Origin of the sequence: Cumulibacter manganitolerans (assembly GCF_009602465.1) — a bacterium.
GTDB classification, from domain to species: domain Bacteria; phylum Actinomycetota; class Actinomycetes; order Mycobacteriales; family Antricoccaceae; genus Cumulibacter; species Cumulibacter manganitolerans.
On the sequence record NZ_WBKP01000001.1, the window covers coordinates 121990 to 135867 of the forward strand.

Consider the following 13878-nt stretch of genomic DNA (forward strand, 5'->3'; position numbering starts at 1 on the left):
GGCGGCACAGGCCCTCCAAGGGACGAGGTGGATTGGTGCGGCGCTCCCGGCCACTCTGGTGCAAACATGACAAGGGTGTCAAGTCGCGTTAGGCTGGGTCAGGAGAGAGGGAGTCGACGCCATGACCAAGCCACCGCCGGCGGCACTGACGGACGCGCATTCCGTCCTCGCCGAGACGCAGCCGGCGACCGAGCGTGGACGTCGCAAGCGCGCCGCGATCGTCGCCGCGGCCCGGGAGGTCTTCGAGGAGTCCGGCTTCAAGGACGCCCGGATCGCCGACATCGCCAAGAAGGCCGGTGCGTCGTACGGCTCCTTCTACACGTACTTCGAGTCGAAGGAAGAGATCTTCCGCGAGGTCGTGCGCGAGGTGACCAGCGAGATGTTCGAGTTCTCGCGGCCGCGCACCGCCAGCGACGACCCGGTCGAGCGCATCGAGGTGGCCAACCGCAAGTACGTGGAGGCCTATGCGCGCAACGCCCGCATGATGACCGTCATGGTCGAGGTGACGGCGTACGACGACTTCACCCGCCAGCTGTCGGTCGAGATCCGCGAGCGGTTCGTGACCCGCAACGCCGAGGGCATCAAGCGCCTGCAGTCCCAGGGCCTGGTCGACAAGAAGATCGACCCGCGCGTCGCCGCCGACGTCCTCGGCGGCATGATCGAGCGCTTCGCGCAGATCTGGGTCGAGTCGCGGACGCAGGCCGAGATCGACGCAGCCGTCCCGATCCTCACCCGGATCTGGACCCGCGGCCTCGGCCTCGCCGAGAACTGATCCGACCACGGGCGGTCTTCCCGTGGCACGGATCCGGCCGTGGAGGCGCGGCTTCGCGAGGCCGATCCGGGCCGGTCGTCGCGTTCCTCCGCCGGACCAGACCTGGCGGCGCGGCCTCGTGCGGCTCACCTGCCCCGCCGGCTGGGCTTTCCCGGCTCGTCGGCAGCGCCTAGGGTCTGGGTCATCGACGACAGGAGCAGGCCGATGACGCAGATCAACCTTCCGATGCCGAGCCGCCGGCCGCAGGACACGCCGCCCGCGCGGCTCGAGGCGGGGAGCACCGACTGGGCCGCCCTGATGGACCGGCTCAACGCCCTCCTGCGGCTGCGCACCACGCCGGTCGCGATGAAGCTCTTCGAGACGGTCGAGGAGATGGAGGCCGTACCGAAGATCCGCCGTCCGAAGGCGATCCACACGACCGATCAGATCGTCGCGCAGGCGGCCCGGATCGGCTTCACCATGGGCATCACCAACGACGACCTTGTCGGGCCGCAGTGCGGCGCCGTGATCGGCCTGCACCCCCGCGACGAGCAGTGGCTCTCCGGTGACCGGATGGCCGGGGTGTGGTTCGCCGACCAGGAGCAGGCGTCGCTGCACCAGCACGCGATGGACACCGTCCCGGACGGCATCTACCAGGCGATGGCGGTGTCACCGGTGAGCAGCGGCCGGCTCGACCCGCCGGACGTCGTGCTGATCTACGCGACGCCGGCGCAGTCGATCCTGATGATCAACGGGCTGCAGTGGGCGGGCTACAAGAAGTTCGAGTGGTCGTGCGTGGGGGAGTCCTCCTGTGCGGACTCGTGGGGTCGCGCGCTCGCGCGCCGCGAGCCGTCCATGTCGATCCCTTGCTACGCCGAGCGCCGGTACGGCGGCGTCCTCGAGGACGAGCTGCTGCTCGCGCTGCCGCCGGAGTACCTCCCGGGCATGCTCGACGGGCTGGATGCGCTCAGCCGCAACGGCTTCCGGTACCCGATCCCGCAGTACGGCATCCAGAGCGACGCGCGGGCCGGCCTCGGCGCCTCATACGGCTGACCCGCCTCGGCGCGCGGCTGTGGGGACTTCGCCCGCAGCCGCTCGGCGCGGCCGAGCCACTCCGGAAAACGTCACCCTGGAGACGCCTTGGCCACTCCGGGTGCGCAAGGCCCCGCAATCGCGACGGTTTCCGGGCGACCCCAGGGAGACGGGGTCGTGGGATGCGCGCGTCGGGTGCTTGTGGGGCCGCTTCGGAGCGCTTGGACGGCGCGGCTAGGTGAGCTTGCGCAGCTCGTGCTTCTGCACCTTGCCGGTCGCGGTCTTGGGCAGCGCCTTGACCAGCTCGACCCGCTTGGGCACCTTGAAGCCGCCGAGGCGCTCCTTGCAGTGCGCGATGACGCCCTCGGGCGTGACGTCGGTGCCGTCGGTGACGACGAACGCGGTGACCGCCTCGCCCCAGCGGTCGTCCGGGACGCCGATCACGCCGCAGTCGACGATGTGCGGATGCTCCAGGATGGTCCGCTCGACCTCCATGGACGACACGTTCTCACCGCCGGACTTGATCATGTCCTTCGAGCGGTCGGTGAACCAGACGACTCCGTCGTCGTCCTTGTAGCCGAGGTCGCCGGTGCGCAGCCAGCCGCCGCGGAACACCTCGGTGTTCACCTCGCCGCGGTTCCAGTAGCCGCGCATCACCTGGGCGCCGCGGTACACGATCTCGCCGTGCTCGCCGCGCGGCACCAGGGTGCCCTCGGGCGAGATGATCCGGGTGTCGACGGTGCACACCGGCGGCCCCCAGGACGCCGTGGCGGTGAACTCGTGCTCCGGGAACTGGAACACCGTCGGCGGCACGCACTCGGTCATTCCGGAGCCCAGCAGCGCGTGCCCGTTGGGGAACAGCGCCTTGATCCGCTTGATGCGCTCATCGGGCATCTGCGCCATCGCGTACATGCAGAACCGGACGCTGTCGTAGGTCTTGCCCTTGGTGCGCGGGTTCTGCAGCAGCAGCTCGTACATGTGCGGCAGCAGCATGATGTGCGTGAGCCCGTCGTTCTCCAGCGAGTCGACGAACTGGTCGGGATCGAACCCCGGCAGCGCGACGACTGTGCCGCCGGTGGCCAGCGTGGGCATCGTCAGCACGTTCAGCGCGGTGGTGTGGAACATCGGCACGATCACGCCGAACACGCTCGGCTCGTTGCTCCACCGGTGGCCGGCCGTGATGGCGGTCGTCAGGCAGGCCACCACGACGGACACGTGGCTGGTCAGCACGCCCTTCGGCCGGGACGTCGTTCCGCTGGAGTACAGGCACTGCAGGATGTCGCGGTCGTCGACCTGCACCTCCAGCAGCGATCCGTCGCCGTCGGCGAGGTCGTCCCACGACACCGTGTCGATGCCGCCGACCTGCGCGGGCGCGTCGCCGCGGACGACGATGCGGGTGACCTGCGGCAGCTCGGCGATGATCTGCTCCACGATGCCGAGGTACGGGCTGTCGACCACGAGCGTGCCGACCTCGGCGTCGGCGAGGCAGAACCGGATCTCGTCGGGTGCCTGCGCGAGGTTGATCGGCAGGCTGATGATCCCCGCCTTCGCGCACCCGTAGTACGTGGCCATGAACTGCCACGAGTTGCCCATGATGAACCCGACCGGCTCCTGGCGGCGTACGCCGAGGCCGAGCAGGCCGCGGCCGACGGCGTTCGCCGTGCGCTCGAGCTCGGCGTAGGTGACCGTCCCGGCCGCGTCCTTGATGGCCACGCGGTCGGGGAACTGCTCGGCGGAGCGGGTCAGCATGTCACCGACCACGCACCTCCCCGCGAGGTTGTAGTCGAGCGCGGACACGCCGGAGACATCGGGCTGCATGGGACCTCCTCGTTGGGCTTGCCGTGATTGTGCCTGATGACGCCCGGTTTGCCACCGTCCGTGGACGGACGCCCGCGCGGGGCGGGTAACGCCGAAGGACCGATGAGGCATACGGTCGGGGCATGGCCAATACACGCACCGAGACCGACAGCATGGGCAAGATCGAGGTCGACGCCGACCACTACTGGGGCGCGCAGACCGAACGCAGCCTGCACAACTTCGACATCGGTCGGAACTCCTTCGTCTGGGACCGGCCGATCATCCGCTCGCTCGGCATCCTGAAGAAGGCGGCCGCGCAGGCGAACGGCGACCTCGAGCAGATCCCGGCGGACGTCGCGAAGCTCATCGTGCAGGCGGCCGACGAGGTGATCGCCGGCAAGCTGGACGCCGAGTTCCCGCTCGTGGTCTTCCAGACCGGCAGCGGCACGCAGAGCAACATGAACTCCAACGAGGTGATCTCCAACCGGGCGATCGAGCTGGCCGGCGGCGAGCTGGGCTCGAAGAAGCCGGTGCACCCCAACGACCACGTCAACCGGGGGCAGTCCAGCAACGACACCTTCCCGACCGCGATGCACATCGCCGTCCTGCTCGAGCTGCGCGAGCGGCTGTACGGCTCGGTGACGAAGCTGCGTGACACCCTCGACGCGAAGGCCGCCGAGTACGCCGACGTCGTCAAGGTCGGGCGCACCCACCTGCAGGACGCCACCCCGATCACGCTCGGCCAGGAGATCGGCGGCTGGGTCGCGCAGATCGACCACGCGCTGGACGACGTACGGCACGCCGAGAAGGGGCTGCAGCGGCTGGCCATCGGCGGCACGGCGGTCGGCACCGGCCTGAACGCGCACCCCGAGTTCGGCGCGAAGGCCGCCTCGTACATCTCGCAGGAGACCGGTGCGGAGTTCGTCTCGGCGGAGAACAAGTTCGCGGCGCTCGCCGCGCACGACGAGCTGGTCGCGGTCAGCGCGACGCTGCGCACCCTCGCCGGAGCGCTGATGAAGATGGCCAACGACGTCCGCTGGCTGGCGTCCGGGCCGCGAAACGGCATCGGCGAGCTGCTGATCCCCGAGAACGAGCCGGGCTCGAGCATCATGCCGGGCAAGGTCAACCCGACGCAGTGCGAGGCGATCACGATGGTCGCCGCGCGAGTGTTCGGCAACGACGCCACGGTCGCGTTCGCGGGCACCCAGGGCAACTTCGAGCTCAACGTGTTCAAGCCCGTGATGGCGCACGCCGTCCTGGAGTCGATCCGGATCATCGCCGACGCCTGCGTGTCGTTCAACGACCACTGCGCGGTCGGCATCGAGCCCAACCGCGAGCGGATCGCGGCCAACCTCGAGACCAACCTGATGCAGGTCACGGCGCTGAACCCGCACATCGGCTACGACAACGCGGCCGCGATCGCCAAGAAGGCGCACAAGGACGGCACCTCGCTGCGCGAGGCGGCGCTGGCCCTCGGCCACGTGACCGCCGAGCAGTTCGACCAGTGGGTCGTGCCGATGGACATGACGCACTCCTGAGCGGCGCGGCCGGTGGATTCCGTCTCGTCGGCTTGCATGCTAACTTGACACGCAAGTCAACTTGGGGAGTCTCGTATGCAGTTCACCGCTGAGCACAACGCGTTCCGTGAGATGGTGCGGAGCTTCGTGGCCAAGGAGCTCACGCCGCACGCCGACGAGTGGGAGAAGGCGGGGATCTTCCCGGCGCACGAGGTCTTCAAGAAGGCCGGTGACCTCGGGCTGCTGGGCATCGAGTACGACGAGGAGTACGGCGGTCTCGGGGCCGATCACCTCTACACGATGATCGCCGTGGAGGAGATCGGCCGGATGCCGTGCGGTGGCGTGCCGATGGCCTTCGGCGTCCAGATGATGATGGCGACGCCGTCGCTGCACAAGCACGGCTCGCCGGAGCTGAAGGAGAAGTACCTGCGTCCGGCGATCGCCGGAGACATGGTCACCTCGATCGCCGTCACCGAGCCGGACGCCGGCTCGGACGTGGCGTCGCTGCGCACCCGCGCCGTGCAGGACGGCGACGACTGGGTCATCAACGGCTCGAAGATCTACATCACCTCCGGCACCCAGTCCGACTGGCTGTGCCTGCTCGCCCGCACCTCGAACGAGGGCGGCTACCGCGGCATGTCGCAGATCATCGTGCCGCGCGACTCGCCGGGCCTGGAGGTCGTGCGCAAGCTCGACAAGTACGGCATGCACTCCTCGGACACCGCCGAGCTGTCGTTCGTGGACGTGCGGGTGCCGGTCTCGAACACCATCGGCGAGATCGGGCGGGGCTTCCAGCAGCAGATGGAGCAGTTCGTCGTGGAGCGGATGTTCGCCTCCTACGGCAAGGCCGACTCCATGCAGCGCGCGCTCGACAGGACCGCGGAGTACCTCAAGCAGCGCGTCGTCAAGGGCAAGCCGTTGATCGCCAGCGACTACGTCGCCTACAAGCTCGCCGACCTCTCCGCGCAGATCGACGTCTTCCGCGCGCACGCGCACGCCATGGCCGAGAAGTTCGCCGCGGGTGGAGACACCACCCGCGAGGCGACGATCTCGAAGCTGATCGGTGCCCGGCTGGCCCGCGAGGTCGGCGACTGGTGCCTGCAGTTCCACGGCGGCATGGGCTACATGGAGGACTTTTGGGTCGCCCGATACGTCCGCGACACGCGCCTCGGCTCGATCGGCGGCGGCAGCGACGAGACGATGCTGCAGGTGCTCGCCCGCATCGACGGCTTCACCCCCTGACCCTGCTGGTCGCCGATGCGGTGGCTTGCGCCCCGCTATCAGTCGTTTAGCGGGGCACAACCCACCGCGAGAGCGGTGAGCGGGGCGTAACCCACCGCGAGAGCGAGGGCTGGCGTGGTGATGAAGAGGACCTTAATGTCGACTCGACACTCGGCCCGGTAGGAAGTGAGCGCCATGGACAACGGAATCGGCCGCTGGATCTACAAGCACGCGGTCATCAACGGCGACCGGATCGCGCTGAAGTACGGCGATCGCGAGATCAGCTACACGCAGCTCAACGAGCGCACCAACCGGCTGGCCGCCGCGCTGCGCTCCCGCGGCGTCGAGAAGGGCGACCGGGTCTGCATCCTGTCGACCAACTCGGCGGAGTTCCTCGAGGCGCTGTTCGCGACGGCGAAGGTCGGCGCGATCTTCGTGCCGATCAACTTCCGGCTCGCCGGGCCCGAGGTGGCCTACGTGCTGACCGACTCCGAGCCCAAGGTGCTGTTCTACAGCGGCAACCTGGCGCCGACGGTGGACTCCGCGCTGAAGCAGGAGGGCGTGCACGTCGGCAGCGTCGTCGCGATGGAGACCAGCGACGTCCCCGAGGGCCGTGAGGCGTTCGAGGACGTCGTGGCGAGCGGGTCGGCGGACGCCGTCGAGGCCGACGTGGCCAAGGACGACGTCGCGGTCATCATGTACACCTCCGGCACCACCGGCCGCCCGAAGGGCGCGATGCTCACCCACGGCAACGTCGAGGCCAACAACATCAACATCATGGCGATGGCCGAGGGCATCTCGAAGTACGACACCACCGTGACGCCGGCACCGCTGTTCCACATCGGCGGCCTCGCGGTGCACACCTTCCCGCTGCTGTTCCTCGGCGGGACGGTCGTCATCCTGCCGACCTTCGAGCCCGCCGGGACGCTGAAGGCGATGGCCGACCACCGGGCCAGCGTGCAGTTCCTGGTGCCCGCGATGTGGGCGGCGATGACGCAGGTCCCGGACTTCGACTCGTACGACGTCTCCCGCATGCGCTACGCCATCTCCGGCGGTGCGCCCTGCCCGATCACGGTGATCGAGTTCTTCCAGAACAAGGGCTGGGACTTCATCGAGGGCTTCGGCATGACCGAGACCTGCGCGGGCGCGACCGGCCTGAACAAGGAGGACGTCATCGACCACGCCGGCTCGGTCGGCCGCCCGGCGCTGCTGGTCGACGCGCGCGTCGTCGACGAGATTGGCGAGGACGTCGCACCCGGGACCGTCGGCGAGCTCGTGCTGCGCGGCCCCAACGTGTTCATCGGCTACTGGCAGATGGAGGACGCGACCCGCGACGCCATCCGGGACGGGTGGTTCCACACCGGCGACCTCGCCCGCGTCGACGAGGACGGCTTCTACACGCTCGTCGACCGCAAGAAGGACATGATCATCACCGGCGGCGAGAACGTCTACCCGATCGAGGTGGAGCAGGTGCTGCACCGGCACCCGAGCGTCATCGACGCCGCGGTGATCGGCGTCCCCGACGAGAAGTGGGGCGAGACGGTCAAGGCGGTGCTCGTCGCCAGGCCGGGGCAGACCATCGTGCCCGAGGAGATCATCGCCTACGCGCGGGAGAACCTGGCCCACTTCAAGTGCCCGACCTCGGTCGAGGTGATCGACGAGCTGCCGCGCAACGCGACCGGCAAGATCCTCAAGCGCACCCTGCGCGAGCGCTACGCCGGCCGCGGCGAAGCCGTCAGCCGATGACCACCACCGGGGGGACTATGACGACGTATCCGCAGCTGCTCGACGAGCGCGCGAAGAGCAGCCCGGACAAGGTGTTCCTGCGCGCCGACTCGGCGCGCGGCCCCATGACCGCGGTCACCTTCGCCGAGCTGGCGCAGCGCTCGCGGCAGGTCGCCGCCGGGCTGCAGGGCGCCGGCCTGCGGGTCGGGGACCGGGTGGCGATCGCCGCCCCCAACCAGATCGAGTGGCTCGAGCTGTTCTTCGGCACGGTGCGGGCCGGAATGGTCGTGGTGACGCTGAACGTGCGCTACCGCGAGTCCGAGCTCGAGTACATGCTCGGCCAGTCCGGCGCCAAGGCGGTGGTGTCCTCGGCGCAGCTCGGCGACTTCGACTACGTCCGGCTGTACGCGGGCCTCGCCGAGCGGCTGCCCACCGTCGAGCACTACTACTTCATCGGCGAGCTGGACGCCGGCACGCGCATCGGGTCGACCGAGGCCAGGCCCTTCGAGGCGTTGTACGCCGACCCGGCCGGGTACGTCGAGGCCGACGTGCGACCCGAGGACCCGGCCGTCATCCTCTACACCTCCGGCACCACCGGCCGCCCCAAGGGCGCGACCCTGACGCACGCCTCGATGATCGCCTCGGCCACGGCCCAGCGCGACCACACCGGCTTCGGGCCGGACAACGTGCAGATCACCTGCATGCCGTTGAACCACGTCGGCGGGATCACCTGTGCGGTGAGCACCGGGCTGGTCGGCGGCGGCGAGGTCGTGATGCTGCCGGCGTTCTCCCCGGAGGCCGCGATCGCCGCCATCGCGCAGTACGGCGGCACGAACTTCGGCGGCGTGCCGACGATGTGGAAGCTGATGATCGACCACCCGTCGTTCGCATCGTACGACGTGAGCTCGCTGCAGGAGGCGGTCATCGGCGGATCGAACGCCGACCCGACGCTGTGCCGGCAGATCGTCGAGCGCTTCCCGTCGGCGAAGCTGACCAACCTCTACGGCCTCTCCGAGAGCTCCGGCGCGGCGATCCTCTCGGCGCACGACGACGGCGTCGAGGAGGTCTCGACGTACATCGGCGTCCCGATCGGTGGCGTCGAGGCGCGCATCGTCGACGTGACCGGCGACGTGCTCGAGCCGGGCAGCGAGGGCGAGCTGCAGATCCGGTGCGCCGGCGTCGCCGCGGGCTACTGGGAGAAGCCGGAGGAGACGGCCGCGACGTTCCTGGCCGACGGATGGCTGGCCACGGGCGACATGGGCCTGATGACCCAGGACGGACACGTGCAGCTCAAGGGCCGGCTGAAGGAGATGTACGTCCAGGGCGGCTACAACGTCTATCCGGTCGAGGTCGAGAACCTGCTGTGCAGCCATCCCGCCGTCGCGATGGCCGCGGGCATCGGGGTCGCCGATCCGGTGCTCGGTGAGGTGGGCCGCTACTTCGTCATCAAGCAGGGCGAGGTCACCGAGGACGAGCTCATCGGGTTCTGCCGGGGCCGGCTGGCCGACTACAAGGTGCCGCGCCAGGTCGTGTTCGTCGACGAGCTGCCGATGACGCCCGCCGGGAAGATCGCCAAGGCGCAGCTGCGGTAGGCCTCCGGCCGGGCCGCGGTGGATCGCCGAGGCGTGGCCGCGCCGGGCCTCGGCCGGGCAGATCGCCGCGGCGCGCCGCCGCGTCTCGCGGGACGGACCGGCAGCGACGCCGAATCAGGGAGGATGGGCGGGTGCGCTCTCCGACGAGTACCTACCGACTGCAAATCACCCCCGACTTCACGCTCTTCGACGCGGCGGGCCGGCTGCCCTACCTGCACGACCTCGGTGTCGACTGGGTCTACCTGTCCCCGATCCTGCAGGCGAGCCCCGGCTCGTCGCACGGCTACGACGTCGTCGACCACTCGCGGGTGGACGACGCCCGCGGGGGCCCGGAGGGCCTGGCCGCGCTGTCGGCCGAGGCGCGGCGGCTCGGCATGGGCGTGCTGGTCGACATCGTCCCCAACCACATGGGGGTCGCCGAGCCGCACGAGAACGCGGCCTGGTGGGACCTGCTGCGCGGCGGCCAGGACTCGGCGTACGCCGCATGGTTCGACGTCGACTGGGAAGCCGGCGGCGGCCGGATCCGGATCCCGGTCGTCGGCGACGACGACCTCGGACCCGGCGGGCAGGTGACCAACCTGCGCGTCGTCGGCGACGAGCTGCATTACCACGACAACCGGTATCCGATCGCCCCCGGCACCGGCGGCGGTACGCCGGACGAGGTGCACGCCCGCCAGCACTACGAGCTGGTCGGCTGGCGCCGCGCCGATCACGACCTGAACTACCGGCGGTTCTTCGGCATCACCACCCTGGCTGCGATCCGCGTCGAGGACGACGCCGTGTTCGACGCGTCGCACCGCGAGATCGGCCGCTGGTTCGACGAGGGGCTCGTCGACGGGCTGCGCATCGACCACCCGGACGGCCTGCGCGACCCGGCCGGCTACCTCGCCCGGCTGCGCGCCCGCACCGGCGGCGCGTTCGTCGTCGTGGAGAAGATCCTGGAGCCGGGCGAACGCCTGGAGGCGTGGGAGTGCGAGGGGTCGACCGGGTACGACACGCTCGCGTTCGTCGATCGGGTGCTGGTCGACCCGCGCGGCGAGCGGCCCCTGACCGCTCTCGGGGACGCCTACCGCGACGCACCGCTGCACTGGTATCCGTTGATCCACGACACCAAGCGCGCGGTCGCCGATCAGATGCTGGCCTCGGAGACCCACCGCATCGGCCGCGAGCTGCGCTGGGAGGACGCCGGGCTGGACCCGGCCGATCTGGACGACGCGCTCGCCGAGCTGCTCGCCTGCTTCCCGGTCTACCGCTCGTACCTGCCCGACGGCCGCGCGCATCTCGAGCACGCGCTGCTCGCCGCGCGGCTGCGCCGTCCCGACCTCGCCGGCGTCCTCGAGCGGGTCGGCGCGCTGCTGAGCGACCCCGCGATCGCGGCCGCGCAACGGTTCCAGCAGACCAGCGGCATGGTGATGGCGAAGGGCGTGGAGGACAACGGGTTCTACCGGTACCTGCGGCTGACCAGCCTGAACGAGGTCGGCGGCGACCCCGCGGTGTTCGCCGTGCCGACCGGCGAGCTGCACCGGCAGCTCGCCGAGCGGCAAGCGCGGTGGCCGAGGGCGATGAACGCGTTGTCGACCCACGACACCAAGCGCAGCGAGGACGTGCGGGCGCGCATCGACGTCCTCTCCGAGGTGCCGCAGGAGTGGGCCGCCGTGCTGGAGGAGCTCGCCGACGAGCTGCCCCCCGGTGATCCCTCGATCGTCCACCTCGTCGCGCAGGCGGTGTTCGGCACCTGGCACCCGCGGCTGGCAGAGGGCGACGGGCTCGAGGAGTACCTGCAGCGGCTGTCGGCGTACGCGCAGAAGGCGGCGCGCGAGGCCGGCACCGTCACGACCTGGATCGACCCGGACGCGGCCCACGAGACCGCGCTGACCGCCCTCGTCGAGAAGGCGGCACGCAGCCGCCGGCTCGCCGACCTCGTCGCCCGGACCGACGACGCCTGGCGCACCAACGTGCTCACGGCGAAGCTGGTCAACCTGACGATGCCCGGCTTCCCCGACGTCTACCAGGGGACCGAGCGCCTCGACGACAGCCTGGTCGACCCCGACAACCGGCGCGCCGTGCTGTGGGACGCGCTGACCGGTGCGGACGCCGCGGACTCCGATCTCGGCGACCTGTCCCGGGCCAAGGCGCACGTCGTCCGCGCGGCGCTGCGGCTGCGCCGGGACCGCCCCGAGCTGTTCACGGGCTACGCGCCGATCGTCACCGAGGGCACGGCGCGCGAGCATCTGATCGCGTTCGACCGCGGCGGCGCCGTGACCGTCGCGAGCCGATGGGCGATGTCGCGCGGCGACTGGGCCGACAGTCACGTGATGCTGCCCGACGGGCATTGGCGCGACGTGCTGACCGGCAAGGCGCTGCGCGGTGGCCGCGTCGAGGCCGCCGGACTGCTCGACCGGCTGCCGGTCGCCCTGCTCGTGCGGGACGCCTCGTGAGCCGCCGGTACGACGTGTGGGCGCCGAACGCCCAGCGCATGCGCCTCGACGTCGCCGGCGCGATCGTCGAGATGACCGCCGGCGACGGCGGCTGGTGGAGCGCCGACGGGCCGGACGGTGATTACGGGTTCCTGATCGGCGAGTCGGACGACGTACGGCCCGACCCGCGCAGCAGGTGGCAGCCCGAAGGCGTGCACGCGCGCTCGCGGACCTTCGACGCCGGCCGTCACCAGTGGCGCGACGCCGGGTGGACCGGGCGGTCGATCGCCGGCGGAGTGATCTACGAGCTGCACCTCGGGACGTTCACGCCGGAGGGCACCCTCGACGCGGCGCTGGACAAGCTCGAGCACCTTACGACGCTCGGCGTCACGCACGTGGAGCTGATGCCGGTCAACGCGTTCAACGGCGACTACAACTGGGGCTACGACGGCGTGCTGTGGTACGCCGTCCACGAGCAGTACGGCGGCCCCGCGGCGTACCAGCGGTTCGTGGATGCCTGCCACAACGCGGGGCTGGCTGTCGTGCAGGACGTGGTGTACAACCATCTCGGTCCCAGCGGGAACTACCTTCCCGAGTTCGGGCCCTACCTCTCCAGCGAGGGCCGTTCGTCGTGGGGTGAGCACGTCAACCTCGCCGAGCCCGAGGTGCGTCGCTACATCCTCGACAACGTGGCTTTCTGGCTCGAGACCATGCACGTCGACGCGTTGCGCCTCGACGCGGTGCACGCGCTGCACGACAGCGGTCCGACGCACATCCTGCGCGAGATGGCCGAGCTGCGTAACGCCATCGCGGAGCGCACGGGACGGATCCACGAGCTGATCGCGGAGTCGGACCTCAACGACCCGACGATGATCACGCCGATCGCGGACGGCGGGTACGGCATCGACGCCCAGTGGAGCGATGACTTCCACCACGCGCTGCACGTCGCGCTCACCGGAGAGGTCGAGGGCTACTACGCCGACTTCGCACCGCTGACGGCGCTCGCGAAGGTGCTGGAGGAGGGGTTCTTCCACGCCGGCACCTACTCCTCGTTCCGCGGAGCCGACCACGGCCGCCCGATCGACACCGCGCGGACGAAGGCCTGGCGGCTCGTGGTCAGCGCCCAGAACCACGACCAGATCGGCAATCGCGCGCGCGGTGACCGGATCACCGAGAAGCTCGACGAGTCCGAGCTGCTCATCGCGGCGCTGATGCTGTACGCCGGGCCGTTCACCCCGATGCTGTTCATGGGCGAGGAGTGGGCGGCGTCCACCCCGTTCCAGTTCTTCACCGCCCATCCCGAGCCGGAGCTGGCCGCCGCCGTCGCCCAGGGACGGATCGGCGAGTTCGCGCGGATGGGCTGGGACCCGGCCGTCGTGCCCGACCCGCAGGACCCGCAGACGTTCGCGGACTCCCGGCTGTCCTGGGCCGAGCCGGCGGACGGCCGGCACGCGCGCGTTCTCGCGGCCTACCGGGCGCTGGCGCGATTGCGCGAGGACCTGCCCGCGCTGCGCGATCCGTCGTTCGCCCGAGGACACGTCTGGATCGACCCCGAGCGTCGGTGGCTGCGGGTCACCCGCGGCGCCTCCCTGGACCGTCCCGCGGAGATCCTGCTCAACCTGGGCACGGAGCCGTGGCGCGCCCCCGTGGACGGCGCGTCGTCCGTCGCGTTCGGCACGCGCGAGGGGATCTCGCGCGAGGACGACGATGCGACGCTGCTGCTGCCGGCGCGCTCCGCGGCGCTGCTCGTCCGCGGCTGACGGTCCACCCGCGGCGGCGTGCTCGAGGTCGGCCGTGGCGGTCGCGTAATCTCGACGGAGATAGTT

General features: G+C 70.4%; 9 protein-coding genes. 8 read left to right on the forward strand and 1 reads right to left on the reverse strand.

What is annotated here, in order from left to right:
* The first annotated feature begins 121 nt into the window (after positions 1–121).
* Both F8A92_RS00560 and F8A92_RS00565 read left to right on the forward strand, forming a co-directional pair.
* Entirely contained in the window at positions 122–772 is a 651-nt protein-coding gene (locus F8A92_RS00560) for a TetR/AcrR family transcriptional regulator (protein WP_153502637.1), read from the forward strand.
* Between the two features lie 204 nt (positions 773–976).
* Positions 977–1804, forward strand: a complete 828-nt coding sequence (locus F8A92_RS00565; RefSeq protein WP_228389083.1) for a DUF169 domain-containing protein — start codon at positions 977–979, stop codon at positions 1802–1804.
* Positions 1805–2017: 213 nt separating this feature from the next.
* Here F8A92_RS00565 and F8A92_RS00570 read toward each other — a convergent pair whose 3' ends face one another.
* The gene (locus F8A92_RS00570) at positions 2018–3601 is read right to left on the reverse strand and encodes a class I adenylate-forming enzyme family protein (protein ID WP_194291300.1); all 1584 of its coding nucleotides are present in this window, start codon (positions 3599–3601) and stop codon (positions 2018–2020) included.
* 122 nt (positions 3602–3723) lie between these two features.
* Here F8A92_RS00570 and fumC point away from each other — a divergent pair, with 122 nt between their 5' ends.
* The 6 genes from fumC to treZ all read left to right on the forward strand — a co-directional run bounded on the left by fumC (position 3724) and on the right by treZ (position 13812).
* Positions 3724–5118: a class II fumarate hydratase gene (gene fumC / locus F8A92_RS00575; RefSeq protein WP_153502639.1), complete on the forward strand. Its 1395-nt coding sequence runs from the start codon at positions 3724–3726 to the stop codon at positions 5116–5118.
* 75 nt (positions 5119–5193) lie between these two features.
* Complete coding sequence (locus F8A92_RS00580; protein WP_153502640.1) at positions 5194–6339, forward strand: acyl-CoA dehydrogenase family protein; 1146 nt, start codon at positions 5194–5196, stop codon at positions 6337–6339.
* Between the two features lie 174 nt (positions 6340–6513).
* Complete coding sequence (locus F8A92_RS00585; RefSeq protein ID WP_153502641.1) at positions 6514–8064, forward strand: acyl-CoA synthetase; 1551 nt, start codon at positions 6514–6516, stop codon at positions 8062–8064.
* Between the two features lie 17 nt (positions 8065–8081).
* A complete protein-coding gene (locus F8A92_RS00590; RefSeq protein WP_228389084.1) occupies positions 8082–9635 on the forward strand; it encodes a class I adenylate-forming enzyme family protein in 1554 nt (517 codons plus the stop codon).
* Positions 9636–9766: 131 nt separating this feature from the next.
* A complete protein-coding gene (gene treY / locus F8A92_RS18815) occupies positions 9767–12073 on the forward strand; it encodes a malto-oligosyltrehalose synthase (protein ID WP_153502643.1) in 2307 nt (768 codons plus the stop codon).
* Positions 12070–13812 carry a malto-oligosyltrehalose trehalohydrolase gene (gene treZ, locus F8A92_RS00600; RefSeq protein WP_228389085.1) on the forward strand — a complete coding sequence of 581 codons (1743 nt, stop codon included), beginning with the start codon at positions 12070–12072 and terminating at the stop codon, positions 13810–13812. Before treY ends, treZ begins: the two co-directional genes overlap by 4 nt.
* Positions 13813–13878 lie beyond the last annotated feature (66 nt).

Excerpts from the sequence above, each read along its gene's own strand:
- F8A92_RS00560 (WP_153502637.1), top strand. The coding sequence starts at position 122 with ATGACCAAGCCACCGCCGGCGGCACTGACGGACGCGCATTCCGTCCTC.
- F8A92_RS00565 (WP_228389083.1), top strand. The coding sequence starts at position 977 with ATGACGCAGATCAACCTTCCGATGCCGAGCCGCCGGCCGCAGGACACG.
- F8A92_RS00570 (WP_194291300.1), bottom strand. The coding sequence starts at position 3,601 with ATGCAGCCCGATGTCTCCGGCGTGTCCGCGCTCGACTACAACCTCGCG.
- fumC (WP_153502639.1), top strand. The coding sequence starts at position 3,724 with ATGGCCAATACACGCACCGAGACCGACAGCATGGGCAAGATCGAGGTC.
- F8A92_RS00580 (WP_153502640.1), top strand. The coding sequence starts at position 5,194 with ATGCAGTTCACCGCTGAGCACAACGCGTTCCGTGAGATGGTGCGGAGC.
- F8A92_RS00585 (WP_153502641.1), top strand. The coding sequence starts at position 6,514 with ATGGACAACGGAATCGGCCGCTGGATCTACAAGCACGCGGTCATCAAC.
- F8A92_RS00590 (WP_228389084.1), top strand. The coding sequence starts at position 8,082 with ATGACGACGTATCCGCAGCTGCTCGACGAGCGCGCGAAGAGCAGCCCG.